General features: G+C 67.0%; 12 protein-coding genes. All 12 read right to left on the bottom strand.

What is annotated here, in order from left to right:
* Positions 1–29: 29 nt before the first annotated feature.
* On the bottom strand, positions 30–1,070 hold the full coding sequence (locus FHR84_RS02730) for a hypothetical protein (RefSeq protein WP_179533812.1): 1,041 nt from the start codon (positions 1,068–1,070) through the stop codon (positions 30–32).
* Between the two features lie 27 nt (positions 1,071–1,097).
* Complete coding sequence (locus tag FHR84_RS02725; RefSeq protein ID WP_218861882.1) at positions 1,098–2,975, bottom strand: DUF2075 domain-containing protein; 1,878 nt, start codon at positions 2,973–2,975, stop codon at positions 1,098–1,100.
* A gap of 293 nt (positions 2,976–3,268) precedes the next feature.
* Positions 3,269–5,374, bottom strand: coding sequence for a DEAD/DEAH box helicase (locus FHR84_RS02720; RefSeq protein WP_179533810.1), 2,106 nt, complete (start codon positions 5,372–5,374; stop codon positions 3,269–3,271).
* Positions 5,367–6,665 carry a BREX system ATP-binding protein BrxD gene (brxD, locus tag FHR84_RS02715; protein WP_179533809.1) on the bottom strand — a complete coding sequence of 433 codons (1,299 nt, stop codon included), beginning with the start codon at positions 6,663–6,665 and terminating at the stop codon, positions 5,367–5,369. Before brxD ends, FHR84_RS02720 begins: the two co-directional genes overlap by 8 nt.
* Positions 6,662–9,472 (bottom strand): BREX-2 system phosphatase PglZ, encoded by a 2,811-nt coding sequence (gene pglZ, locus FHR84_RS02710; protein ID WP_218861880.1) that lies wholly within the window; start codon positions 9,470–9,472, stop codon positions 6,662–6,664. The genes brxD and pglZ overlap by 4 nt, the downstream gene beginning before the upstream one ends.
* Complete coding sequence (locus tag FHR84_RS02705) at positions 9,469–13,275, bottom strand: DUF6079 family protein (protein ID WP_179533807.1); 3,807 nt, start codon at positions 13,273–13,275, stop codon at positions 9,469–9,471. Before FHR84_RS02705 ends, pglZ begins: the two co-directional genes overlap by 4 nt.
* On the bottom strand, positions 13,272–16,877 hold the full coding sequence (gene pglX / locus FHR84_RS02700; protein WP_179533806.1) for a BREX-2 system adenine-specific DNA-methyltransferase PglX: 3,606 nt from the start codon (positions 16,875–16,877) through the stop codon (positions 13,272–13,274). The genes FHR84_RS02705 and pglX overlap by 4 nt, the downstream gene beginning before the upstream one ends.
* 55 nt (positions 16,878–16,932) lie before the next feature.
* Entirely contained in the window at positions 16,933–21,261 is a 4,329-nt protein-coding gene (gene pglW / locus FHR84_RS02695; protein ID WP_179533805.1) for a BREX system serine/threonine kinase PglW, read from the bottom strand.
* Between the two features lie 197 nt (positions 21,262–21,458).
* A complete protein-coding gene (locus FHR84_RS02690; protein ID WP_179533804.1) occupies positions 21,459–22,583 on the bottom strand; it encodes a beta family protein in 1,125 nt (374 codons plus the stop codon).
* 308 nt (positions 22,584–22,891) lie between these two features.
* Positions 22,892–23,767, bottom strand: a complete 876-nt coding sequence (locus tag FHR84_RS02685) for an IS630 family transposase (protein ID WP_425489853.1) — start codon at positions 23,765–23,767, stop codon at positions 22,892–22,894.
* Between the two features lie 93 nt (positions 23,768–23,860).
* Positions 23,861–23,986 (bottom strand): hypothetical protein, encoded by a 126-nt coding sequence (locus tag FHR84_RS22705; protein ID WP_281361178.1) that lies wholly within the window; start codon positions 23,984–23,986, stop codon positions 23,861–23,863.
* Between the two features lie 333 nt (positions 23,987–24,319).
* Positions 24,320–26,053: a S8 family serine peptidase gene (locus FHR84_RS02680; RefSeq protein ID WP_179533803.1), complete on the bottom strand. Its 1,734-nt coding sequence runs from the start codon at positions 26,051–26,053 to the stop codon at positions 24,320–24,322.
* Positions 26,054–26,142 lie beyond the last annotated feature (89 nt).

Here is a 26,142-nt window from a genome sequence, read left to right as displayed (position 1 = left end):
CGGGGGTCGCTACGGAGTTCGGCAAAGCATCAATCAGCAGGTTGTACTTCGACCTTGTCGTTCCAGATCCTACGCATGTACTGACGGTGCGAGTCCGGCGCCGGCTTTCGTTCGAACAGTTGCGGTCCGGCGCGATAGACGCAGTCGATGCCCAGCCGGTGCAGGTACCTGATGTCGTCTCCGTTGGGCGGGGCGGGGAATAGCGCAGTCAGCCGATCCAGGTCTTCCTCGTTCTCCGGTGCGTACTGCAGGAGCTGAGCGACGGCTTCGCGCACCCTCCGACGGGTGTTGTCCCCCTTGGCCTCGATGAGCTCAGCCTCTTCGCGGCCGGAGGTCTGGAGGTCCGTGATGCCGGCTGATGAGCTGACCCGCACGAACTCGGTGTGCGGAAGCGCCTCGTCGTACTCCTGCACGAGTCTGGCTTCCGTGCGATCGACGTGTACCGCACGAGCAGGTGCCTGGTACTCCGTCCTTTCCTTGAGCACCTGTTCAAGCCGGAGCTCAACGTTGCTCTTCAGGCTCGTGTCGACGGCCTCCTTCAAGTTTTTGGCGAAGGCTTCGCCCTCGGCGGTCTGAACGCCGATCGCTTCGAGGAGGTCATCCGCCAGTCGCAGATCTGTGATTACTCTGCCTTGCCGGAAGATGTCGCCATGACTGATCCCCGGAACGTTCCACAGCACGCTGTAGTGGAGCTCCACATCCGCCACATCGAGCAGGCTGAAAACGTTGGGGAAGCTTTCGGCATCATCGGGCTTACGCCAGAGCAGGTCGCCGAACGCCTGGTTCCGGAACGACGCACCCACAGTTCCGACCTTCCTGATGTGGTTCTCCCGGGTGAACAACACGACGTCACCGGTTCGAACCGAGGACATACTCTTGTCGTGGAAACTGGTGCGTCCCCAGAACATCGCCGCACCACGACCGTGTAACTCGGTCAGCCGGTCGAGCTCAGACGTGGTCAGCGCTGATACGTGTGGTGCCTCGCTGAAGGCGACCAGCTGGTCGACGGTCTCTTGCCAATTGCGTCGTGCGGCAGTGCTCGCGCAAGGCTGAATCAGCACGTTGGTCAAGACGGGTTCTCTCCTCGTGTACCTGTGTCAGCGCGCGAAGCGCCGCAAGAACTCGTTGGTCTCAGGATCTACGGAGTACAAGCACACCCCTTGCATCCCCCGGGTCAACAGAACCTTGTAGGTGTTGCGAACCAGTTTGCCGAAAAACCGGGGGGATGTGGACTTCAGAGAGGGGTCTCTGGTTTTTTCCTGCTGGGGGCGCCACGTGTTGCCGCGAACAACCAGATCCTCGCCGAAGACGACCCCGGCCCAGTCGTATTCGAATCCCTGCGCTGTGTAGATGCACCCGACCTGTCCGAATCCACGGGGGTCCGATGCCCACAGTGAGGTGGGTGGTGCGTCGGGTACCGACCTGCCGGGGGGCGTGTTCCACGGGCGGCGCCACCCGTCGATGTCGATGTCGGTGGCAAGCACGTGCTTCCCGTCGAGTCGCTCCGGTGGGTTCCAATCCCAGCAGTAGCCGGCCGAAATCCTCGCCGAACCTCCGAAGATCGAGGACCGCTGGAGCAGCCAGTTCTCCAAGGAGTGCGCATTCGGCACGGCGTGGACCGCGTATTCGTCCCGCGTGTTCGCCACCAGTTCGGACCAACTGGTTGGCTCTTCTTTGGAGAGCCCCAGCAGGCGTAACACCCACTCGTCGAACAACGGCGAACCACCACATCGGAACTGACCTTCGAGATCAATGATGCAGGCTCTGTACCCGCGTTCTTCGGCAGCCTTTTTGATGTTGTCGGGCGTTCCGCGCTCGTTCGGTCGCACGACCTGGTGCTCGTCGAGCAGGCAGACCGGAACCTTCGCCGCATCCATCAAGGAGTTGATCTGCCGTCGCCCGTAATCCGATTGTGCGCGCCTGTCCTGGTGTCCGCCACGGATGCGGTGAGCCTCGTCGCACACCAGGACATCGAGTTCGTCCCTCCTCTCCGAGACGGTGTTGAAATAACCGAACATCCTGTTGACCCGCTGATCGTCCCTGGCGACACGTTCTCGCAGTGTTTCGGTGAACGCCTTCGAGCCGGTGGCGTGAAGAACCCGCTTGTCGTGTCGAGCGAGGCGTGTGAGCAGGTTCATCGCGAGAGCGCTCTTCCCCGATCCGGGGCCGCCGCGAACGATGACCACGGTCTTGCGCTCGGTTTCCCCGCGGTCACCGGCGCGCTCTGCCTGCGAGACGGCGTTCATCACGAGGTTGAAGGCAACCTGTTGTTCGTCGAGGAGCACGAACTCGTCGCGCTTTTCGAAGGAGTCCGCCGCGGTCTTCAACAACGTTCTCGCGGGCGCCTTCTCCGAGGCCAACAGATCATCGGCGAACTGCCGGGAGTCCGCGCGCGAATCCGGGGCCGAGTCCAGCAGTGACTGCAACTCCGCGATCAGACCTTCACGCTCATCTGCTGCGTAGAGGTTCACAAGACCACCGTTCGAGTCGTAGTTGTACAACCCGTCGACGGCCCCGCGAGAGGCATTGTGCAGGTAGGCGATCGCCCTTACCGATTCCGCCTTCCGCGCCAGGGAAGGAGTGAAGTCGAGCAGGTGCTGGCAGTAGCGGCGAACCTGCGCCACGGGAGGCAGCTGGTGGTTCTTGAGCCCTGCCACTTCGACCACTCCGTCACCCACTGCCTCGGCTCGACTCCACTGCTTCAACTCGATCAAGACGTACGACGCCTCACCCGAGTCGGGACGGCGTCCGCACAGCAGTGCGTCGATCCGCTTCGGACTGTAGGGCAGCCGACACTCGAGGAGTACCTCGACTTGGCCGAGTCCTGCGCTGCAGAGCAGTTCGAACAGCTCCGGCAGACTGTTTCGCCACGCGCCGATCTCGCCGTGAGTGGCAGTAAGATCGTACTCGCCGCCGACGAGGTCGGCGAGCTCTTTCAGCAGCTGCTCCTGCTCGACCTCGGCCTTTCTGCGCAAATCGGCAGCGCTACCGCGAACGCAACGCAAACGATCCCCAGCAAGGTCAGTCTATAGTGGCTGCTTGCGCAGGTAAGTTTAACGCACTGTAGAGATCATGCAACCCGAAGGAGTGGTAGCGTAACTCCTTGTAGCCCAAAAGCGCTTTATCACGATACGTAAAGTAGCGGACTATAAGGTCCGCACTGGCCTGATTATGATTGCGCGTTCATGGTGCTGTCCGCTTCTCCCGGAATCCGAGTCCGCTGACGAGCGGATATTCGATCACAATGACTACCGGAGTTGGAGTCGTTTCAACGACGCAGGATTTGCCGTGGTTCGGTGAGAACCTCACGTGCGTGGGGCTGATCGCCGAGCCGGGTGGCCAGCGCGTCCATGGCCAGCTCGGGCGGCAGTGCCGCGGAGAACTTCAGGCCGCTTACCGCGCTCGCGTTCACCGCTGGGTTGCGCACGATCGCCTCGGACAGCGCTGCACTGGTCTCCCGGCTGGTCAGGTCGGGCAGCAGCCGCAGCGAGCGGTCGTTGATGCGCTGGCGCGGGTCGATGATCTCCGGCAGGGAGGCTTGCAGGGTGCGATTGACCGCGCTGCCCGCCCAAGTCCACCACCGGAATTCCCCGCTGCTGGTTTCGCGCAGTAACAGCTTATCCGGGTCGACGTGTTCGGCGTGGGTGTCGCGGAGACCGTTGAGGATCTTCTCCGCCCGCCGGGTCAGCGTCACCCCGGCCGGATCGGTTCCGAGTAGCACGGCGCGCATTCCGCGGGTCAACGCGAAGGACAGCCCACCGCCACCACTGGTCCACTTCGCCCGGCCGGTCAGCTCGCTGGGGTCAACCCAGCACCGGCGCCGCGCCCAGTCAACGTGGTTGACCTGCCACGCACGCCCGGACAGCAGCAGCACCCGAGGCCCGTCGGTTTCCTCGACCAGCAGCTCATCACCGATGGTGCCCACTTCCTCGCGTCCGTGCAGCACGGTGAACTCGGGCGGTGCGCTGAACACCGCGGTGAGATCCGAGAAGTAGCGGCGCCCGAATCGGTGTTCGGCTTCGGGGCCGATGAACAGAAGATCACCATCGGCTTCGAAATAGCCCTCGCTGCGCAGGAAGTCCACGATCTCTTCGGCGTGCTCGTCGAACAGCGGAAGCTCGCCCCACCAGTCGCGCCAGGTGTGGGCGCCGATGCGGTGTTCCTGCAGCGACAGCGCCAGCAATTGCTGGGCGGCGATGTGCCGCGGGGACGACGGTGGGGCGATGGGTTCGACCCAGCCCGCCGCCCAGCGTTCCAGCAGCCCGGCGGCCTGCAGCAGGAACTCCTCCTCCAGGCACAGGAACAGACAGTTGCGACTCGTTCCGGCTCGTCGGCCGGTGCGGCCGAGGCGCTGCAGGAACGAGGCCACCGTGCGCGGGGCGTCGAGCTGGATCACCCGGTCCAGGTCACCGACGTCGACACCGAGTTCGAGCGTGGAGGTCGCCACGATCACGGTGCCGCTGGACTCCGCGAAGGCCTCCTCCGAACGCCGGCGCTCCGCCGCCGACAGCGAAGAGTGCGACAAGAAGGTCGTGACCCCTTGAGAACGCAACGCGGTTCCTAGTTCCTCGGCACGGCGCCTGCTATCGACGAACACCAGCCGCTTCTCGCCCTCGTGCAGGGAAGCGATGACCTTCGCGGCGTTGGGCACGCTGCCGACGTAGTCCAGGGTGATCTCAGTGTCCGGTGCCGCCGGGGACACGGCCGGCTGCACCACGCGTCGCGGCCGGGACTGCTCGGTACCTTGCAGCCAGCGCACCAGCTCGCCGGGGTTGCCGACGGTCGCCGACAGCCCGATGCGCTGCAGCGGACGGCCAACGATCCGGGAGAGCCGCTCGCACAGGGCCAGCAGGTGCCAGCCGCGGTCGTCCCCGGCGAAGGCGTGCACCTCGTCGACCACCACGGCCCGCAGTCCTTCAAACAGCACGCGCGGGTCCACTTTGCTCGACACCAGCATGGCTTCGACGGATTCGGGCGTGGTCAGCAGGATGTCGGGACGTTCCCGCAGCACGCGGGCGCGTGCGGACTGGCCGATGTCGCCGTGCCACAGCGCCACGGACCGGCCCAGCCAGGCGGCGTACGACGACAGCCGGGGTTGCAGGTTGTTCAGCAGCGCCCGCAGCGGGCAAAGGTAGAGCACGGAGGTGCCCTGCCAGTTCTCCTCGGCCATGCGAGTGAGCAGCGGCAGCGCGGCCGCTTCGGTCTTGCCCCCGGCGGTGGGGGCCAGCAGCAGGCAGTCCGCACCGGAGAGCACCGGCTGCACCGCTTCGGCTTGCAGCGGGCGCAGCCCGGGCCAGCGCAACGTGTTGGCCAGGTGGTACTGCACCACCGGATGCAGGGCGGCGAAGGAGTCGAGCTCGGTGTGCTCAGACATCGAGTTCGATGTCGTCGGCCGAGCGGTGGGCCTGGCGCTCGGCGTCGTTGAGTTCCGCCGGGGAAATGTTGATCTCGTAGTCGCTGCGCGGGTCGAAGTCGGGGTGCAGTTCGATGGTGTCGAGCACGTCGACCAGTTTGCGCAGGAACAGCCGGGGGGCGATGCCGACGCGCCCGCCGAGCCCGCCTGCCACCGAGGAGGCGAAGTCGCGCAGGAACGCATCGTCGGCGGTGCGCAGCACCCGCTCGGACTCGTCCAGTGTGGAGGCGAACAGTTCCCGCACCCGGGTGCCGAGTTCCACGAGCTTGTCCAGGTCGAATCCGGTCAGCCGCAGTTGCGGGGCACGCGGGTTGTCGAACCGGGGATTGCGGGAGAAGTCGGTGTGCAACCGGTCGGCCAGCGGCGGCAGCAACTGGATGCCCTGGCGCCCTTCGAAGAAGGCGGGGGTTCCAGTGACCATCAGGTACAGCCCCGGGAAGTGGCCGTCGTGGATCTCGTCGATGAGCTGCCGCAGGGCGTTGAGCGCCTTGGCGCGCGCGTCGCTGCGCACCCGCTGCAGCGTTTCGACCTCGTCGAACACCAGCAGCAGCCCGGGATGGCCGGCATCGCGCAGGATCGCCAACAGCCCCTTGAGGAACCCCAGCGCCAGGAAGTGGTCGAGGTCGCCCTTGATCCCGGCGGTGCGTTTGACGCTCGCGGCGACGTGCGGCTGTCCACCCAGCCAGGCCACCAGCCCGTCGGCGGCGTCGTGGTCACCGGCTTCCACGAGTCGCCGGTAGGCGCGGATGGCCATCGGGAACACCGGGGCTCGGGCGGCCACGTCGGACAGTCGCTGTTCCAGCAGGCTCTCCACGGCCGCGTCGGAGACCTCACCGTCGTCGCCGGCGGCGTCAGCTTCCACGGTGAACAGCCAGGAGTCCAGGATGGGGCGCAGCGCGCTGGATGGCACGGTATCGGTGCGCAGCGACTCGATGGTGCGCCGGTAGACCGTCTCCAGCCGGTGCAGGGGTGTGTCGATCTCGTTGATCTGCACCTCGGCGGCGGCGAACCCCTTCTTCAGGGCTCGCTCGGACAGCCAGCGCGAGAAGAACGTCTTACCCGCGCCGTACTCACCGCGCACGGCTTTGAACACCGCACCGCCCCCGGCGACGGCGGTCAGTTCGGCATCCAGTTCCCCGTCGAAGGATTCCAGCCCGACGGCCAACTGGTCGAACCCGTTGGCCGGGACGGTGCCGCGCCGCAGCGCGTCGAGCACCTCCCGTCGCCTGCGTGGGGAGATCGCCGCGTTCATGCGCGCACCCCGAACTGCTCGCGCAGCATCGCCTCGTCGAGCACGACGTCGGCGGATTCCTGCTCGTAGCCCAGCACCACGTACCCCTCCACATCGAGGACCCGTTTGATCAGCGGCAACGCACCCCGCAGTCGGTTGGGAGCGATGCCCAGTTCGCCGGCGGCCCGCTGGGCGGGGATTCGCCGGTCCGGTGCGCTCAGCAGCGCGGTGAGCAGGGCGGTGATCTTCTCGTCGGACACGGACACGCGCCCGGCGATAGCGCGCTGTTGGGTGAAGGTCTTCGAGCTCGTCACGGCCTTGGCGAGCTTGGCCGCGGTGGCGTCGGACGCCGGACTCGCCGACTCGGGTTGTTCGGGTTCGGCCTCGGCGGGTTCGTCGAGTTCGAAAAGCCCCTCGGTCGGCGCGGGTCGGTTGCGTTTCGTGGCCGGTTGTGGCACCTGCTGCGGGGTGGTGCCGGTGGCAGCACTGATCGGTTCTTCGGCCGGGGCGGGGTGCCACCAGGTGGGTTCGCTGGTGCCGATGGTGGTCAGTTCCGCGTTGCCGGGCACATCGCCGGCGTGCAGCACCAGCAGCGGCACCACCACTTCGGCGGGGGAACCTCCTCCGTGGTAGCCGGCGTTGAGCGGCCCGTAGCGCACGCGCTCGTTGACCGCGAGCACCGCGGTGCCATCACCGGTGAGCACTCGCGGGCCGCTGACTTGCACCTCTTCGTCGGTGATCGGGTCGCCGGTGGCGCGGGCCCGCGAACCGTAGGTGGCTTCGTGCTTGCGCAGCTGCCCATCGCGGCGCTCGATGACGTGCCCGTGGTCGGAGGTGATCACGACGGTGCGGCCGGCTCGCCGGGCGGCTTCCAGCAGTGGTGCGAGGTGCCGGATGGTCTGCAGCGTCCAGTCGGTGCCGCCGGGGTCGGTGTGGTGCAGCGTGTCGTCGACGGTGTTGAGCACCGCGGCGACCAGGCGACGTTGCTCGGTGTCGGCGATGGCGGTCTGGATCTGCGGGGCGAGGGCCTGCCCTGGGGGTGCCGTGTCGAGCTGTTTCTTGTGGAACAGCGGAACCTCTGCCCGCCCACCGGCATCCGCCGAGGTGCGGAGCCGCTGTTTCGTCAGGTCGGCGAAGCCGCGCCGTTCGGCGTCCTCGGAGCCCTGTCCCAACTGTCCGGACAGCAGCGAGTAGCGGCTGAGCTCGGTGAGGGTCGGCAGCACGGCCAGCGCCCCGGCTCGCCCGCGTTGTCCCGGCGCGGCGTATTCGGCCCAGCCGGTGCGGGCCGCGTCGGCGACCAGTTCGGTGGCGATGGCCACGCTGAGCCCGTCGATCACCAGCAGCAGTACGGGCTGCTGGTTGGCCAGCGGGATCACCACTTCGGGCAGCACCCGTTCCACGCCGAGGTGGTCGGGGTCGTTGTCGGCGGCGAGCGCGGCACCGAAGGCGCGGTCGTGCCGGTCTCTACGCAGGCGCACCAGTTCCAGGACCGAGCCCAGCACCCCGGCCAGCTCGGTCTCGGCCGAGCCGCGCATCGCGTCGTTGACGGCCGCGTCCACCCAGGCGTCGGCGGTGACCTGCCGTTCGACGAGCGCTGAGACTCCACCGCGCGTGGTCACGTCAGTGGCCAGCCACCGCACGAGGCGCACGGCGGCGGCGAAGGCGCGCACGGTGTCGTCCGTGCCGGCCAGGTGGTGTTCGGTGACCCGTTTCCACGTCGCTTCCAGTTCGGCCAACTCGGCGGTGATCAGCGGCCCGTCGAGTGCGGTGTCGGACTCGCCGGTGCGGGTCACCTCGTCCTCGCGCGGCAGGACGGTGCGGATCTGCTTGGCCAGTTCGGCCAGCCGGGCTCGCAGCCCGGCTGGCAGCACATCGGAGGTTTCGGCCAGTTCGCTGATGTCGAGTTCGCCCAACCGGGCCGTGGCGGTGTCCAGCACGCGCCGCTTCGTCTCCGGGGCCAGCATCTGGGTGGTCAGTCCGAAGGCGTCGGCGTGCCAAGCATTCAGGACATTCGAGTGCGTCCGGCCGAGCCGGTAGGCCCCTTCGAAGTGGCCCACGGCGCGGGCCACGGCTTTCCCCTCGTCGTTGAGCAGTCCGGCGATCAGGCCCAGCGGCACGAGGTCGAACGGTCGCCCTTGCCGCAGCAGGGTCGCCACCGGTCCTGCCGCCAGCCCGCAGCGCCCCGCGAGCCAGTCGATCACCGAGTCGGTCAGCGGGTCACCAACGGTGGCGCGCAGGTCGGCCAGCGCCGAGGGGGCGGCGGGTTTCAGACTCCATTCCAGCACGGCGGTGACGTCGATCTCGACGCCGCGTTCGACGAGCTGGAGCTGGGCCCGCACCACGGCTTCGAGGGCATGGTCGCGGGTGAGCACCCCGCCGGGGGCGGGTGGCCAGCCGTCCTGGGGCATCGCGGCGAGCAGGCCGGCCGCCACGGTGCGGTGTTCGGCGTGCTGGTAGAGCGCGGGGTCGAGGTTGGCGGCGGCGAACCGCTGCTGCACGGCTTGCCACGGGTCGGGGGTGCGCAGCCGGTTCCAGATCAGGTGGGTCAGCGCGCCCCCGCCGAGCTCGGTGGCGTCGCGAGGGGTGAGCACCACCAGCCATCCCTCGCCGCCGCGTTCGCGCAGCGCTTCCCACACCGCCAGGGTGGACGGGCAGGCTGCCACCCGCACCGGTCGCCCGGCGTGGGTGAAGCTCTCCGGGCCTTCCCAGCTCGCTTCGGCCTGCACGCCGAGCACGCCGCCTTCATATCCCTTGGCCAGGGCCTCGTCGAGCAGGGCGTGCACCACGGTCTGGCTGGCGTTGGTGCGCCTCTCTGTCGCTGCAGTCACTCCACCCACCATTGCACGTGCACGTGACCGTTGTGGTGCTCGGCCAGCAGTCGCTTCAACTCGATTTCCACGGTGGACACATCGTTGCTGGAGGTCAGGGTGATCCGGTCGCGGACGGCCTCGGCGGGCGGCTGCTCGGTCGCCTCGTCCGTGGTCCTCTCCGCGCCGATCTCCCCCACGTCGGTCTTCTCCGTGCCGGCCTGACCGGAAGAATCCTGCGGAGCAGGATCTGGCGTCGGCGGGGTCGGTGCGTGGGCGGCCTTGCCGAGCCAGTCGAACGTTTCGTCCTCGGCCCGCTTCAGCGCTTCCGGCAGCTTGGCGGCCAGCTCACTGCCGAAGACCACCTCGCGCAGCCTGCGCAGGATCTCCCGGGCTTGTCGGGCGCGTTCGTCACCACCGGTTTCGGCGGTCAGCACCGGGTTCAGCCGTTCCCACTGGAAGGTGTGCAGGGCGTCGCCGACACGCCGGGCCTCGGCCAGCGAGGTGCCCACCACCTGCGGCGAGGCGCTGAAGCTCGTCTTGGCGATGTTCTCGATCAACCGCACCCGGTCGGAAGTCCGGGAGGCGTCGGTGACGAACCGGGCGGCCTGTTCGGCGGTGGTCAGCCGGTCGTCGGTGGCACGTTCCAGGTTGAGCCGCCGGTAGGCCTCGGTCAGCTCGGTGGCCAGGGTCTCAGCGGCGGTGGCGCAGTCACCGGCCGCCTGGCGCACCTTCTCGCTGAACTCGCCGACGTTGCCTCCGGTCAGGTAGGGGTTGACGGTGATGCCGAACAGGTGCCCGGCCTTCTCCCGGGCCGCTTTCCAGTCGTCCTCGGTGGGCAGCGACTCCGGCCGCAGTTCGTGGTGGTCCTTGAGCTTGCCCAGCGCGGGCATCTTGATCGCGGTGTTGGCCTCGTACCAGGCTCGTTTGCGCAGCAGCGCCCAGGCGCTGATCACGAGGTCGCACACGTCGGTGCGCAGCCCCCACCGGGGTTGCAGATCAGCCACGCAGCCGCGCAGTTGCTGCACGGTGACCGGGGCGTGCGCGTCGAGTCCGGCCTTGGCGATCCCCCGATCGAGCTCGGTGGCCCAGAAGTCGAAGGTGTCGTCGCCGAACAGGTAGTGGGTCTCGGTGGTCTTGCCCAGCTTCAGCGGCCCGGTGATCCGGCGCAGCGTCTGCCGGTCGGGCGTGTTCACCGGCACCCGCCCGTCGGGCTCGGTGGCGGCTTGCTCCACGTAGGACCGCACGGTTTCGAGTTGCCTGGTGGTGATCTCGTTGTCCGAGGGCTCGAAGTCGGGGTGGGCGGGGTAGCTGGCGCGGTAGGCCTGGTCGATGAGGTTGCCGAAGGCCGTGCCCAGGTCCGCACCCACCGGTTCGGCGGGGTCGAACTCGCGGTTGAGCGAGAACAGCACCCGGGTGTGCCCGGCTTCCTGCACGAGGTTGCCCTGCTCGGCCGCCGCCGCACCGTAGGCCTGCTGCAGGACCCGGGTGAGCCGGTTCTTCAGGTTCGTGTGCTGGTTTTCCAGGATGATGCGGGCCTGGGCGCGGTCGTTCTCGGACAGGTGGTCGGCGTTGTTCTGCCAGCGCTCGCCCGGTCCGGTGAACAGCCAGTGCAGCTTGACCAGTCGGACGAGGTCGCGCTGCACCTCGTCGGTGAGGAAGTACGGCAGCCACACCACGGTGCTGGCGTACTTGCCGGCCTGCAGCATCCGCTCGACCCGTTCGATGTCCTCGGCGACCGCGTGACCGTCCTCGTCGAACGGGTAGTCGATGACGAACCGCCAGGTGCCGGGGCGTTCCCGGAAGTGCTCGTCGGACAGCCAGGCGGTGTCGCGGACGTTGCCGAAGACCACGTCGACCTCGCGACGGGAGCCCTTCCAGATCACCGTGCGGGTGGCCGCCGAGCCGAGGTCGCTGCTGTTGGGGTCCACCCCGAGGGCGTCGTGCACGATCTCCTTGACGAGCTGGCGACGACGGCCGGGGTTGTCCTCGCTCTTGACCCGCTCCACGATCGACTCGTAGTTCACTTCGGACAGCTGGACGCGGATGACCGGGTTGGTGGCGTCCCCGGAGGTCTGGATCTCGGGGACTTCCTTCTGCCAGGTGTTGATCGCCGCCATCACCACCCGGGCCTCGTTGCCGGGCAGCGGGGACAGGATCGATCCGTGGTTCAGCGAGGCCAGCCGCGAGGCGGTGAGCTCCTTGAGCGCGGGGACTCCGGGGGCGACCGCCGAGAGCAGCAGGGTCTTGGCGAGTCGTTCCTGGCTGCGGAAGCCCTGCGGCACCGAGTCCGGGTTCTCGTCGAGCTGCTGCTGGGTGACGTTGTGCTCGCGCAGCAGCAGCGGTTTGATCTTGTCCTCGTACAGCCTGGTCGCGGCGCCGAACAAGTTCGCGACGTGGGTGTCCAGGGCCTGCTTGCCGTTGACGATGTAGTCGAAGGCGTCGCCGACGGGGATGACGTCGTCCACTGTGAGCGCGTCGCGGCGGTCCACCAGCATCTGCTGCATGACCTTGAGCGCGGTGCGTTCGCGCTGCATCACGCTGGCCAGTGAGCGCAGCGTGGTCACCAGCGCCGGCGAGAACGGGTAGGTCAGGCGGAAGTCGGCTTCCGAGGCACCCCGGTGCTGCTCGCCGGTGTTGACCCCGTCCAGCAGCACGTCCCACACCTCGGGACGGCGGTCCAGGCCGTTGAAGGCGTCCTTGAGCTCGTCGGCGGCCCGGTCGTCGACGGGGCGCAGCAGCCGCTGGTGGGCCACCTGCGGCAGGTTGTCGTCGCCGAGCTCGATGGTGCTGAACCGGCCTTCCTGGTGCCGGAACGCCCGGTCGAGGGCTTCCTGCTCCGCGCCGGAGGCTCCCGCGTCGGCGAACCACTTGCGCAGGTCCATCTGGCGGGAGACGAACGAGACGATCGGGACTTCCCGCACGGTGGCGGAGGACTCGACGAGCTTGGTGATCTTCTGCGTTTCCTTGCGGAAGAACTCGGTGTCGCGCACGGAGAAGGCCAGCCACAGCACCAGCTCGTCGAGGAAGAGCACGATCCCGTCGTAGCCGAGTGCCCGGGCGTGCCGGGAGATCGCCGACAGACCGGTGTCGAGGTCGACGTAGGTGGCGTGCCGGGTGTAGGAGGTGAAGAAGCTCTGCGTCAGTGCGGTGACCAGCTGCTGGCGCTGTTCGGTGTCGGGGCCGGCTGCGCGGGCTGCCTCGTAGGACTCGGCGTTCCACTCGCCTTCACCCAGCAGGGCCGACCACGCGTCGCCGGAACCGTCCGACTCGCCACCGTTGAGCCCGGCGAAGAAGGCCTCCTCGCCGAGTTGCCTGCGGGTGTTCTCCGCGTCGACGAGCAGCTCGTCGCTGGTGTGCACCGCGGGGATGGGCGCACCGGGGTACTGCTGGTTGATCTGCGTGAGGTAGCCACCGAGGACGGCTTCTTCCAGGGAGTTGGCGCCGAGCAGGTGGTAGGTCAGCCGCAGGATGTTCTTGTCCCGCAGTGCCGGGTCGTGCCGGGCGATCACCGGCTGCAGCGCGGTCACGTCGCGGGCGGCGGGCTCGTGGCCGAGCAGGGCGTGCAGCACGGCCATGAAGTGGCTCTTACCGGAGCCGAACGAGCCGGTCAGGAACGCGCCCTTGCTCTGCTGCCGGCTCAGCGCGTCGGAGACCAGGCCCAGCGCGGAGTCGAAGTTCTCGGCCAGCGAGTCGGTGACGACGTAGTTGGCCAGGGTCTGCCGGATGTGCGAGGCTTCGGTGCTCTCGGCGAGCCGGAGCACGTAGTCCTCGCTTCCGGCCCGTTCCGGGATGCCGATGACATCGCGCAGCAGCGTGCTCATTCCGTCTCCCCCTGGGTGGTCTGCGCCTGCTTGGTGGCGTTCTTCTTGCGCCCGCGTGCCGGTGCCGCGGGCCGCCAGGCCGCGAGGTCGTCGAGGGTTTTACCGGCGCGTTGCCTGCGGGATTCCAGTTCCTCGTCGACGATGGCGGCCAGGCTGACACCGTAGGTCGGATCGATCTCGCCGTGCCACTGCCGTACCCACGGCTGCAGCTCGGCCAGTCCCGCGATCAGCGGCACCATGCCCTCGTCGGACCAGCCCTCCTGGGCGCGCTCGTTCATGATCGTGGCCAGCGCCAGCGCTTGCTGCGCGTGGTCCCAGCCCGCCCAGCCGAGCAGCGGACTCGTATCGGTCTCCCGGCCCGCGTCCGGGTAGCCGATGAACCGCTCCTTGGGCACGTCGAGCTTGCCCCGGTGCTGCCAGTAGTGCGGCTTGGAGAAGTCGGCGGGCTTGTACTTCGGCGGCACCGGGATCGGTTTGTCCAGTGTCTCCCCGGCGTCCTCCTCGCGCTGCAGCCGCCAGGTCTCCTCCCAGGCCGCGCGCGTGCGCAGGCCGGATTCCTTGTAGCGGTAGGCGGCCAGGAACGGCACTGCCTGATCGGCCAGCAGTTGCTGCAGGGCGTTGGCCACCGGAGTGTCCGGGCTGCCGGTCCACAGCTCCAGCACGCGGACGAACTCCTCGTCGCGGCCGAGCCGGTCGGCCAGTTGCGCGACGCTCTGCGGACGCGGCCTGCCCTGGCGGTCGAACCACAGGGACCGGTCCTCCAACTTGTCCAGCAGCCAGTCCTTCAACGCCTCCTGGACGCGCTTGTCCCAGGGCTCGATCGCCCAGCGGCGCTTGTGCTCGGGCTTTTCCAACAGCCGGATGTTGCGGTTGTTTTCGATCACATCGAGGCGGCGCTGCACGAGAGCGCGGTAGTCCTCCGGCCAGTGCGCGGGAATCTCGGTGATCGGGGTGGAACCGTGCCGCTCGAACCAGGCGGAGTCCTCCCCGTTTTCCATCGCACGAGCCAGCACGATCTCGAAGGCCCGCTGGCCCAACTCCAGCCCGGGGAGCTCCCCGGAGTAGGTCAGATCCTCCTCGAGGAGCCCGTAGAGCCGGTAGGCCTCCCAGTCCAACTCCTCCTGCACTGCGATCATCTGCGCCCGCACCCGCTCGTGCTCAGCGTGTGCAGCGTCCAACGCTTCGCGCGTCGGTGCGCCGGCCTCTGCCACCGCCTGCGGCGTGTACCGGGCGAGCTCCTGAGCCAGCTCGTCGATCTGACGAGCACGATCGAGCGGAAGCTCCTTGGGAAGCGGAAAGTCCTTCAGCGTGGTGCCGGTGAACTCGTATCGATCAGTCCAAGCCGCTCCACTGACACGCGCACCTTCATTCCCCATGGGATCGCCGCCCTTGGGGTAGCTGTTCTGCTTGAGCCAGAAGCAGGCCACCGAGGAGTTCAACACCCCCAGCAGCTTCAGGTGCTCGTCCTCCGTCGCCCCCTCCGGCAACTTGATCACCGGAGCCGAACGGTTGAAGACCTTCCCACCCCGATCCAAAACAAAGTGATTATGCGTAGCCACAAACGCAAACGTAATCGACAGCGGGGAAGAGTTCGGATCTCTTGTCAACTGGTGCCATTCATACCATGGACGACCCTCTGCAAAGTAAGTCATCTTAGCAAATGTAGCTCGGTTTCCGAGCACAGTACGCGAAGACCAAAGCCATTTTTCCGCATACTCCGACAGCTCTAATTTCCTGTACTCAGGAGGGTCACCATACGGAAAAACAGAACAGGAATCCCCTCCGCCAATCCAATCGCGAACTTCATCCCCCAGCAAGAGAGGCCTTACCATATCAGCTTCAACTCGCCTGCGAAGGAAATCATCCCGCCGAGCAAGCATAACTTCATCAGCGTTTGTCATGCCAAATACGCCAATTCTCTGAGCTCGCTTGCTTAGCAATTGGCGCTGATCTTCAATAGCCTGCAAGGCACCTACAGCACCGCCGCCAGACAAGCTCCACGGGTGCTGTCCTAGCAAGCCGCGATCTAGCTCGGTAACGGTAACCCATTCGTTCTCGAAACCTGGCTCAGCGATGTGGTCGGTGATGCTGCTCCACACGAGCCCCTTAGCTGCATCTTCGGGGCGCCCCGGCTCACCGCGCACGCCGAGAACAGCACGCACAGTGTCATCGACTCTTCTCTGGTTACGCCCCACCATAATCACGGTAGGAGTGCCATGTCCGGGGATATAAGCTCCCGAGGTGTCGATCACTGCGCGCAGGTCCTTGTTCTTCAAGAACTTCTCGATCAGCGGCTTACCGAACTCACGCCTCATGAAGGAGTTCGAGGTGATCTGGCCTACCCACCCCGGTCGACTGCCCCCATGAGCAAGCCCAAAGAACAACTCCATGAACGGAACTGTGAGCGCGTACTTCCCCTTGCAGTAGTTGTACTGCGCGCGGTATGCATCGTTCAGAGCTTTGTCCTTGGCGGTGATGTAGGGCGGGTTGCCCACCACCACATCGTGTTCGCGCTGCAAGAGCACTTTTAGCAGGCTCACGTCTTCCACCGAGTAGGAAAAGATCTCCTGGTCGACGTTGAGCAGGTCGCTTTCCAGGGCCTGTTCCCGCGCACCGAAGATCAACACATCTCCTGCCGCGATCTTCAGCTGGAAGTCCGGCATGTTTTCCAGGGAGAGTTCTCCGGTTGCCTGCAGTGCTGCGATGATGAGCCGGAAGCGGGCGATGGCCACGGCGAACGGGTTGATGTCCACGCCGTGCACCCCGTCGAGGGCCTTCTGCACCAGCGCGCGGGAGTCCAAGTTGGGGGCGTGCTTGCTCCAGCGGTCCAGCAGCCGGTGAAACGCGCCCAGCAGGAAGTGCCCGGAACCGCAGGTGGGGTCGATGACGCTGAAGCCCTCCAGCGGCCGCTCGGCGATCGCGGGCTCGAAGGTCTGGTCGAGGATGAACTCCTCGACGAACTCCGGGGTTTGCAGCAGCGCGTAGGTTTTCTGCGCGAACTCGGAGAGGTCCTGGTAGAGGTCACCGAGGAACCGGGTGTCCAGCTCGGGGTTGTCCTCGGGGCCGAAGCTGCGCAGCAGCTCACCCTCGGCGTCCGTCTCCCACCAGAACTCCAGCAGCTTCCGCGCCGCGTCACCGGAGGGTGCGACCTGGTGCAGCGGCGAGTAGTCGTCCACCAAACCTGCTGTGGCGCCGAACCGGCCGAAGTGCTCCACGATCCGGCTCAACCAGTCCCGGTCGTTGTGCTCGGGGTTGGCCTGAAAGTAGGCGCGGCGGGCATCGAAGGCCTCCTGCCTGCGCTGCCGCGACGGCCCGGCGATCCAAACGGTCGAGACGAGCTGGTTGTCCTCGCAGAACCGGGCGAACACGGTCAGCAGCACCCAGGCCACCGCGGCCTGGGTGACCCGCTCGTCCCGCCACTCCTGCCAGGACGCCGCCGTGCGCTCGGCCTTCAGCGCGGCCTCGTACTCGGTGCGCCAGCGTTCGGCGACGCCCTCCTGCCGGGCGAACTCCTCGGCGCCGTCCACCCGCGCGCGCAGGTCCTTTTCCAGTTCCGTGACCTGCTTGCGCAGCTCGCCGGTCAGCCCGGTCACCTTGGCCACAGTTACATCCTCCTCGTTGAAAAACCCTGCTTCGCGCGTCCGCCTTCGCGAAAGGTCACCGCGTTGCTTGCGAGCGCTCGTCCGCGCCGGCCTCGGCACTGCCCGAGTCGGCGCCGTCCCCTTCGGCGCTGTCCGTCTCGGCACCGGTCTCGGCTTCCTGCGTGGCCAGCCAGTCGGCGTCCAGCTCCACGAACTGCCCGTTCGAGCCCAGTTGCACCGGCTTGCTGTCCACCAGGGCACCACGCATCCACGACAACTGCGGCAGCACCACCCACACCGCACGCGAGCGCCGCGCGGCCAGCTCGCTCCAGCGCGCCACCATCTTCAACTGCCCGTAGCGCGCCAGCGGCGAGAGCTCGGTCAGGATCAGCGGTCCCGCACCCGCGCGGCCCTCGGAAAACACCTCGGCGTCGAGACGTTCCCCGACCGCCGGGAACGCCTTGTTCAACAATGCATGCAGGCCCTGCGCGTCCCGGCTGCCCTCCTGGGCGGCGTCAGCGCCGCGCACCAGATCCCACGGCAACCCCTTCTGCCCGGCCACGGTCTTCATCTCGTCGACGAGCATGCCCGTCACGTCCAGCACCGTGCCGCCGTAGCGCAGCGCCAGCACGTGCGCGGCGCGGTCGGCCTCGTCGGAACGGCGCACCGCCACCCCCAGCGCCAGGAACGAGCGCGCCGAGATGCTCTCGGCCAACGTCGCCCCCAGGTAGTCACCACGGCTCAACGTGGCCTCGCTCGGGGCGGGCACGCTGGTGCCCACCCGCGAGGGCAGTCCCGTGGTCGCCGAACGCGCGGCATGAGGGGAGCGGTAGGCGCCGTCGTCGAAGCGCAAGCCCACCCCGGAGCGATCCACCACCGCATCCAGCTCCGGTCGCTCCGGCAACGCGCCGAGCTGCGGGAACCGGGCCCGCACCCGCGCGGTCAGCTCCGCCGGGGACAACTCGGCCGTCTCGGCCAGCCCGGCCAGGGCCAGCCGCACCGCCGTGGCCGCGGGCAGATCGGCCGCGTGCAGCTCACCCCGCGCCGACAGCGCCGCGCCCCGAGAGGTCTGCGCCGCCAGCCGCACCAACCGCAGGTCGGTGATCGCGGGCGGATTGGCCTCGGCGTCGGTCGAGCCTGCCGCGAAGGCGCGGGTGAACCGGGTGCGGATTTCCCGTGCGGCCCGCTGCTGGCTGACCAGGAAATCACCGGAGGCGGTGGCCTGCGTGACGAGCTCGCCGGCCCGCTGGGCCGCGGCTTCGGCGGCGTCCAGCAGCACCGGCTCCTTCGCCAGCAGCGCCAGTCTGCCGCCGTGGCGTCGCTTGGCCAACGGCTCGGCGGTCTCGGCGATCTCGTGCTCGTTGTAGCGGTCCAGCGCCAGCCGCAGCAGCCCGGCCGCCGCCCGCTCGCCCTGCTTGGCCGACTCCTGCGGCAGTTCCGGCAGGGCGGCGAGGACCTCGCTGGTCAAGGTCTGCACGGTGGCGACCCCACCCAGCGAGTTCAGCGTGCGGCCCAGCAGACCCACCAGGTGCTCCAGCAGGTTGCGGGGCGCGTCCTGTTTGGACCAGGAGTCCTGCAGTTCCTTGATGAGCTGGTGGCCGCGCGGGACGGACCTGCCGACCGCCTTGGCCACTTCCTGCTGCGCGGCGAACGGGTCGAGCCCCTCGTCCAGCCCGAGGATCAGGCGGGCCGCCTTCTCCCGACTGGCGGCTCGCCGCGGGTGGTTGACCGTCCTGGCCAGCATGCCCGCGGCGGCGATCGGATCGGCCAGACTGGTCGGCTCCGCGCGGCGCTTGCCGGACAGTTGCCTGCCGAACTCCTTGCGCCAGGCGCGGGCGCGCTTGCGGATCTCCTCGGAGGTGGACTTGGTCTCCTTGGCCAGCAGCCGGTTGAGCTGCACCGAATCCAGCGAGAGCAGGTCGGCGACCGTGCCCACGCTGGCCGGTTCCAGCGCGGAGATCGCACGTGCGGACAGGCCCGCCTCGGCCAGGGTGGTCTCCAGGGTGGCCGCGGCGACCTTGTCCTCGGTGTCGTCGGCGTGCCTGCCGAGCTTGCGGAAGATGCCGCTCCAGTCGCGGCGCATGTCCTCGGCCGTGTCCGGGCGCAGGGCGACATCGCGGGACAGCGCCCTGTGGAAGAACGCCTCCAGCTCCTCGCGCACCGCCGCGTCGAAGGCCGCACCGTCGACCGTGATGTCCTCGGCCACGCTCGCCGGGTTCGCCTCCGGGTCCGGGCCGTACTGCGGCAGCTTGCCCGCCGCCATCTCGTAGAGCACCACGGCCGCGCCATACCGCTCGGCGGCGCTGTCGTAGCTGGTGCGCTCACCCTCGCCGAGGAACGGGTCCAGGTACGGCGGGGTGCCCGCGGTCAGCGCGCGGGACTCGGTACCTGCCATCGAGAAGTCGAACAGCACCAGTCGGGTCTCGGTCTTGCCGACCTTGCGGACGCCGAGGTTGGAGGGCTTGATGTCACGGTGGGTGATCCCGGCCCGGTCCAGCGCCGCCAGAGCGTCCAGCAGGTCGGTGCCCCAGCGTTCCAGCAGGTCCAGCGACAACCGGCCGCGCTTGGTGGCCAGCTCGTCGGCCAGAGTCGAATCGCCCGCGTGCTGCAGCACCAGGGCGGTGCGGTTGCCGATACTGGTCAAGTAGCTCAGTTGGGCGATGCGCTCGTGGTTGAGCTTGCCCAGTACTTTCGCCTCGGCTTTCAGGCGTTCGGCCGCGGCGTCATCCTTGGCGACCTTGAGCACCCGCACCGCGTCCCCGGCCGTGGCATCCTGAACGAGGATGCCCACCGCCGTCGAGCCGGAGCCGAGCTTGCGCAGGTAGGTGAACGTGCCCGCCAGTTCCGTGCCCGGCCGGGCCTCCAGCGGGTCCTCCTCGACCGCCGCCGGGGTGGCCAACGCGCCCGCTGCCGCTTCGAGCTGCTCCAGGAACGCCGTCACCGTCGGGGTGCGTTCAGACGGGCGCGGGTCGGTGGCGTGCAGCACCAGGGCACGCAGGGCGGAGGGGCTCTGCGGCAGTTCCGCCGACAGGTCCAGCCCGGAATCCCGGCGGATCCGCTCGACCAGACCGCCCCGGTCCTGCGCGGGCAAGCCCTGGTTGGTCAGCACGTAGAAGGCCAGCATGCCCAGCGCGAACACGTCCAGGCGGATCCGGTCGGCATCGGCCGACCAGCGCCCCTCCGGGGCCTCGAAAAGCTGTTCCTCGTCGGTGAGCTCCGCTCCCAGCGGGCTCACCGACAGCTCCGCCTCAGGCAGGGCGGTGTGGCTGAGACTCGTCTGGCCTGCCGCTGAGGTGCGGCCCGCCGCGTCCCAGTTGGCCACCACGATCGCGTAGTCGCCGTCACTGCGCTGCCGCAGCGACACCGCCGAAGGGGTGAGCCCGCGGTGCACCACGCGGTGCCGGTGGGCGTAGTTGAGCGCTTCGGCGACCTGGCGGAGCAGGTCGAGCTGCTGCTCCAGCGTCAGGTTCGCGCCGTGATCGGCCAACCACAGGTCCAGCCGGGTCAGGCGCTGGTCGTCCTCGTAGACCAGGCCCACGCCCAGCTCGTCCTTGATGATGTCGCGCGGGGTGAGCAGGCTGTCGTGGCGCAGCCGGGACAGCAGCCGGTGCTCGTGCTCGATCCGGCGTTCCAGTTGCCGCTGTTCGGCGGAGCTGCTGCCGGGCTTGGGCATGTGGAACCGAATGCGGTACCGGTCGGTGGTGGCCACCCGGTGGAAGGCCGGCCAGTCCTGCCAGCCGTCGCCGTCGCCGAGGGGTTCGTCGTCGATGACCCACGAGCCGACCTCGCGTTGGCGGCGCTGGACCAGCCCGATCTGTTCCATCAGCGCGGCCACGATTCCCGAGTTCTTCTTCGAGATCGGCTTGTGCTTGGCCGGAGCCAACAACAGCTCGGAGATCGGCGCCAACCCCGAGCTCGCCTCGTGGCCGTCCAGGCCGTACAGCCCTTGACGGGAATGAGCGGGCAGCTCGCAGCTCAGGTTCGGGTGGTGCAGGAACACCGACTCCTGCACGAACGGCACGTAGTCGCGCACATCCACGTGGTGCTCACCGCGTTCCCGCAGGTGCTCCCGCAGCCGGGTCTTGAGCAGGGTGGCGAAGTACTGGGCCTTGCGGCGGGCCAGCTTCAGCGGCGAGTCCTCGGCGCGGTGGCCGTCCCGCAGCCAGCGGTGGTCGTCGCCGCGCAGCCGGCCGTTGTAGTACTTCAGCTCGACCAGGTGCAGCGTGTCGCGGCCGAGCACCAGCAGATCGACCTCGTGCCAACGACCGTGGGTGTCCCGGAACTCGAAGTTCGACCACGCCCGGAAGGGCTCCACGTCCGGCAGCAGCTCCTTGACCAGGCGCAACCCCTCGGCCTCGTGAGTGAACTGCGACGGGCTCACCTCGACCCAGCGACCTGACTGCACTCGTGCCCCTTTCAACCCCTCCGAGAGTGCCATCGTGTCACGTCACTTCGGTTCTACACCCTCCCCATCGCATTGCACCAAGATCGCGTAACACCGCGTTATCACTTCGTGAGCAGGCGGAGAGCGATGGGAAATTCGGTGTTCGCAACCACTTGATTCCCGTCGTGCTCCGTACGGTGGTCGTTGCCCGGCGAAGCTCAGGGACCGGGTGGTTCGCCGGACGATTCCGAGCCGTGCCGCTGGGAGAGGTGTGCGATGTGGTGGGAGGTGGCGATGGCGATCCAGCTGGAGGAGTTACCGACGCGTGGGTAGGAGTCGTGGCGGCACTGGTAGAGCCTGCCGTCCCCCCAGGAGAAGCCTTTACCGGCGAACTCGGGACGCCCCACGAGTTCCTCGGCCACTTCGAGGAAGTACTTCTCGAAGGCCCCTTCCGGCACAGATCCTGGTTTGCGGTTCGGGATTCTCCGCGCTACGGAGAGGGATCTGTCAGGAAGGGTGTAGTGGATGTACGGGTTCGGTTGGAATCCCCCACTTCCTTTCGGGGGCACGGGGTGCACCACTCCGTAGTCGCCGTAGCGAAGCGGTTGCCGGCTGAGCTGAGCAACGGCCGACCACAACTCGAGTTCGGGGCGTGCTCTGAAGCGGGTCTCGAACGTGCCACGCTGCGGCGGCGTCGATCCGGACAGCACCGTGATCGAGGCGAACTCGTACTCGCGGACAGCGGCGATCGTGTTCACCAGGTTGTGAACCCGTTGTCCGTCGACTCCCTCGATGTAGCCTTCGTCGAACACGAGGTGCACGTCTCGACTACTGACCTCCACGATGTGCATGATTCGTTCGAGGTGAGCGATCAACTGGGTCCCGCTGCTGCGGGACTCCTTTCCCAACCGCACCGCGATCTGCCTGAGCTTGTGCTCGCGCAGCAGCCGAACCCTGTTGAGTTCGCGTTTATCCACGGTCGCCGAAACGACCGGGATCAACGGCGGAACATCAATCCCCTGAAAAGGAAGCTCTCCATCGGTTTCAGCGTCGATCTTCTCGTCCAAGTACTCGAAGGGGCCTTGTGGAACCCTCGCGAGTGAGCTCGAAACCGACAACCACGTGGTATCAACCCACAGGGAACGTCCAGCTCTGACGAGCTCCGCTCCGGCCCGCACGAGCTTCTTCATCATCATGGCCCGCTCGGAATCCGGGAGCCTGTCGAGCAGCTCGACCATGATGATCGGAGCCGGTGAAGCGGTCTCGGTCTGGAAAACGGCGTCGAGCTCACCCCATTTGCTTTTCACAGCCAGCAGTGGAGACAAGGCAGCCTCGTCATCCATCGAGCACCATCCCCTCGTACCGTCGTGGCCAGGCAGGGCCATATCCTCGTGCGACCACCTCCGGCGCCCGTCCCGCGAGCGCAGAGCACTCCCCTCCCACAACGGCGTTCCCGGCCGGACACCTCACGTGCCGCTGCAGAGAGTCTCAGAGCGCACGAAGACGATCTATCGGCTGAACGGGTCATCACCGGACGCCAGGCACTCGAAATAACGCTAGAAATCGGGGAGTTCGTTCGGTCAGTTTTGACCGTGTTCTGCGTGATGGCTCGTTGGTGGTGTGCGTAACGGCAAGTATCGCTAGTGTCGTGTCAGGCGGCGTTGATCGTGTAATCGGTTTGTCGGATGCGTGAGTTGATTGCGAAGTGGTGTTTCGGCTGTGCTCGCTGGTTGTGCCAGCGGAGGTAGGCGCCGAGGGCGGCGTCTTGTTCGGCGTGGCTGCGGTGGTCGGTGCCGTCCAGGGCGAAGTAGCGCAGGGCTGCGAATTCGGACTCGATCCAGTTCAGCCAGGAGGCGTTGGTCGGGGCGAACACGAGTTCGATGTCGTTGGCCTGACACCAGGTCAGAACCTCGGGGCGCTTATGCGGTCCGTAGTTGTCCAGGATCAGGTAGAGCCGTTGGCCGGGCCAGCGGCGACGCAGTTGCTTGAGGAAGGTGAGGAACTCGCGCCAGCGTTTGCGGTCGCGGATACGGTAGGTGATCTTGCCGGTGGCCAGGTCGAGGGCGGCGAGCATGTGCCGAACACCGTGGGTGCGGGTGTAGGTCGCCCGCGTGCGCAGGGGTTTTTTGAACGGGCGCCAAGCTTGGCCCGTGCGCGGCAGCAGGTTCAAGGGTCCGAACTCGTCGACGCAGAGCACGCGCCCGTCGGCGGGTGGGTGGTCGTAAAACTCCAGAATGCGACTCATCTTGGCGGTGAAATCCGGATCGTTGGAGGCTTTCCACGTCGCGGTGGCCTGCCAGGACACTCCGCCGTCCCGCAGGATGCGGCGCAGTATCTCGCGGCTGATCCGTTCGACGTAGCCGTGAGTGAGGAGGTAGTCGCACAGCTTGGACAGTGACCACGTGCTGAACGTTTGCCGCAGGATACGGGGGGCACACCCGGCGATCGCGCAGATCCGAGCCCGCGTGGACTCAGCGATCGTCTTGGGTGCGCCCTCCGCTCCATTGTGCGGGACAACGCCTCGAATCCCTGCTCATTGAACGCGTAGGCCACGTCACGGACATAGTCGGCGCTGACATCGAGCAGCTGCGCGATGTCAGGCACGGACTGGCCCTGCGCTTCAGGCCCACACCACGATGGCCCGTCGCAGCTTGACCGGGTCTTTCGAGGTTCGACTGATCTTCTGCAGGTGTTGCCCCTCGGCCATGCTGACCGGGCACACGAACACCTCCGGACGACGCGGCATCGACCACCTCCACGAACTCAACACCGTCGTAGAGACAGCATGCCCGACCACCCGAAACAAAGATCACATAGCCCGTCCAAGGTCCATAGACGAGCCACTAGTGGTTGCGGGTCGCGCGGCAGTGCCACGTCGGTGTGAGCCCCGCGGAAGAAAGGCGAACTAACTCTTTTGGCTGACCGGAAACTCTTCGAAACCATTCGCCAGTGGGAAATGTTCCGGTTTGCTCCCCAGGGTGCGTGGATTCGCGTGGTCTTCTCGTAGGGGTGTTTTTCTTGGAACTTCTCGAGAGCAGGAACGTGTTGGCGGCGCATGCCACCAATGCTCCCTGAGCGGTCACATCTGGTCGAGGTCGATCAGGCCTTCTCCCCAGACGTCCTGATCGTGCTTGGCGTCGCTCTTCGGCCAGTAGGCGAGCTTGTCCCGGATCTTGGTCGCGTCGAGGGCCGGTTCCTTCTGCAGCAGCAAGGCCGCGATACCGGCGATGAACGGGGCGGACATGCTCGTGCCGCTGCTGATGACATGGTTGGCGTCGGGTGTGTCCTCGCTGGCGGGCTTCTCCGCGACCGTGCTCGACAGGCACGACACGATGACCGCCCCGGGGGCCGCCACGTTCGGTTTCTCGGTGCCGTTGCGAAGTGGGCCCTGGCTGCTGAACGGTGCCATCGCGTTCTCGGTGTAGGAGCTGTACTGCCAGTCCAGTTGTTTGATGTCGGTCCACTTCTTGCGCGTGATGTAGGCACCAACGGTGATCGCTTTGGAGGCATCGCCGGGAGCATCGATCGTCATCTTCGTGTGGTCTCCCGGACCCGCCAGATAGACGTCACCTCTGCACCACACGTCGAGGTGAGTGATCATGGGCTTGCTGAGGCTCTTGCCGCGCAGGACGAGCTTCCAGAACGAGCGCTTCTTCTCGGCATCGCTCGGTGGAATGACCGTAGTAGCGATGTAATTATCCTTGTTGCGCGCGTCCACGCCATGAGCGAGATAAACCTCCCATTCATCCAACTTGTGACTGGTGTAGGGTTTCCCGGCCTTGATCAAACCCTGGAAGGGGGTCCGCGCGCCGTTCGAAGCTTCCAGAGCGAACTCGATCTCGTCCGTGCCCGAGTACCACCCGTTGACGCAGAAGTATCCATACTGGTCGTAGAAACCGTAGTTGCACGGGATTGTCACTTCGTGCGGTCCGACGTTGGCCTCAGTATGGATCGGACTCGATCCGTCGTTGCCCGCGCTGCAGCACACGACCACACCCGGCCCCGATGCCTCGTCAACCGCCATCGACATCAGGTCCGTGCCGTCGTGGGGGTGCATCTGACGACCGATACTCAGGTTGATCACCAGCGGTTTCTTCGCTTCCTTGGCGATGCGTGCGAGGTAGCGAATCCCGGCGATGACCCCTGAGGAATCCAGGGTGGACTTGACCACGACCAGTTCCGCTTCAGGAGCGACCCCCCGATAAGTCGCCCCCGCACCTGCGGCGATCCCGGCCACGTGAGTGCCGTGTCCTCTGGTGTCCTTCGACTTCGTCACGTCGGAACCGGTGTATTCCGTCCCGTACTTTCCTTCGGGCACGCCGTTGCCCGTGACCGTCTGGTCCCAGATCCGCTGGACCCGGCCCGTGATCTCGGTGTGCGTGGCGTCGATGCCGGTGTCGACGATCCCGATCAGCACGCCCTTGCCGCTGGTGCTCGTGCGCGTCCGGTACTCGGGAAGCCCGACTTTGTCCGCGGCGACGTCCAGACGCGGGTGGACGTGCTCGTCATGGCCGACCCACTCCACACCGGGATGTTCAGTGAGCTGTTCCAACGCGTCCAGCGGCAAGCTCGCCGTGCGCACGCGCCGACCGCCCTCGTCGATGCTGACGCCGATGTCGGCGAGCTCCCCCAAGTCGGCTTCGGGATCGCACATCAGGTTCACCACGACACGAACCGGCTGTTCCTCCTCCGCTGGAACGGCGAAACCAGCGAGGTCATGACTGTCGAGGTGAGCCGCGAGTCTCTCCCATCCGGACTCCACGTACGTGTCGTAGGCGAGGGCCAGTTCCGGCGAAATCTTCCCGTACTCCACGGTGTCCTCCACGGAAGCAGCGATCGTGCGTTCGGTATTACGGGGATCGCAGAGCGCGAATCCTCTGCCGTTTGCCGCTCGGGCCGAGA

It is taken from the genome of Actinopolyspora biskrensis, assembly GCF_013408175.1.
In the GTDB taxonomy this organism is placed as follows: domain Bacteria; phylum Actinomycetota; class Actinomycetes; order Mycobacteriales; family Pseudonocardiaceae; genus Actinopolyspora; species Actinopolyspora biskrensis.
Note: the sequence above shows the minus strand (reverse complement) of the source record. Positions and strands in the feature narration are given on the sequence as shown.

What these genes read in the sequence shown, in the direction of transcription:
- FHR84_RS02720 (WP_179533810.1), bottom strand. Translation starts at nt 5,374, where the DNA reads ATGTCTGAGCACACCGAGCTCGACTCCTTCGCCGCCCTGCATCCGGTG.
- FHR84_RS02690 (WP_179533804.1), bottom strand. Translation starts at nt 22,583, where the DNA reads ATGGATGACGAGGCTGCCTTGTCTCCACTGCTGGCTGTGAAAAGCAAA.
- FHR84_RS02705 (WP_179533807.1), bottom strand. Translation starts at nt 13,275, where the DNA reads ATGAGCACGCTGCTGCGCGATGTCATCGGCATCCCGGAACGGGCCGGA.
- brxD (WP_179533809.1), bottom strand. Translation starts at nt 6,665, where the DNA reads ATGAACGCGGCGATCTCCCCACGCAGGCGACGGGAGGTGCTCGACGCG.
- FHR84_RS22705 (WP_281361178.1), bottom strand. Translation starts at nt 23,986, where the DNA reads ATGCCGCGTCGTCCGGAGGTGTTCGTGTGCCCGGTCAGCATGGCCGAG.